This window comes from Streptomyces sp. NPDC032472, assembly GCF_040636955.1.
Lineage (GTDB): Bacteria > Actinomycetota > Actinomycetes > Streptomycetales > Streptomycetaceae > Streptomyces.
In genome coordinates, this window is sequence record NZ_JBEZVK010000208.1 from 436 (window position 1) to 1,366 (window position 931).

1 protein-coding gene is annotated in these 931 nt (G+C 63.6%); it reads left to right on the forward strand.

The features are described from left to right. The coding region (locus AB0F11_RS38230) for a DUF6531 domain-containing protein (protein ID WP_362184495.1) at positions 1-931 on the forward strand (931 nt) is incomplete at both ends.

Below are 931 nucleotides of genomic sequence, written 5' to 3' on the forward strand. Positions count from 1 at the left end.
GCAAGCGCGGCGGTGAGCTGCTCGACTATCTCGGGCTGGCGATCAACCTGATCGGCGTGATTCCGTTTCCGCCGGTACTGGCGCCGATGCGCCTCACGGCACGGCCGCTGCTGGCGCTGATCCGTAACCAGCTTCTGATTCACAAGCGCGACATCGGGGCCGCGGTCGTGTCGATCGTCGTCACGCATGTGCATGCGTCGTTTTCGACCGAGGTCGAGGATTTCCTGACGAAGCTGCAGGCCGTGGTCAACGACCTGATCGACCACTGCGCGGCGAAAGCGCAGGAGATCTTCACGGGTCTGGCCGACGGCATCGACGCGGTGGTGGCGGGCAAGCTGTTCGATCCGACGAAGAACGAACGGGAAGCCACCGAATACCGGCAGTTGATGAAGAAGAGCGGATGGATCAGCACGGACCTGGTGAAGGGGGCGTGGGGTTATCTGACCGAGTCCGGGGTGGCACTCGGCAAGCGCAATGCCAACTCCGCCGGCAGCACGGCGGCCGGGCTCGTTCCCGAGGAGTACGTCGCGCCGATTCGCTCGATTGCGGCGTCGTTGCGCACGTTGGCACCGGTGGTGGTCGGCAAGATCAAGGAACTGAAGGGCAGCGACGAAGGCAAGCTGATGTGGCTGTTGCTGAAGCTGATCAATGCACTGCGGCACAAGCGTGAAGCGATGCGGACGGCATCGATCAAGTCGCAGGGCACGACGGAAGCGGAGGCCCGGCGGCCGCAGGTACCGCTTGCAGCGGCGAAGAAGGAGGCCAAGGCAAAGGGCTCTGGCGTCAACCATTGCGAAGAGTGCGGTAAGGGCGTATCGGTCGGTTCGATCAGCTATTCGTTCGGCGACGAGACGTTTTCCCATGCCGATTTTGAATTGCCGGGTGCGATGCCCGTCGTGTGGACGCGGGTCTATCGGTCCCGGCTGGCCGG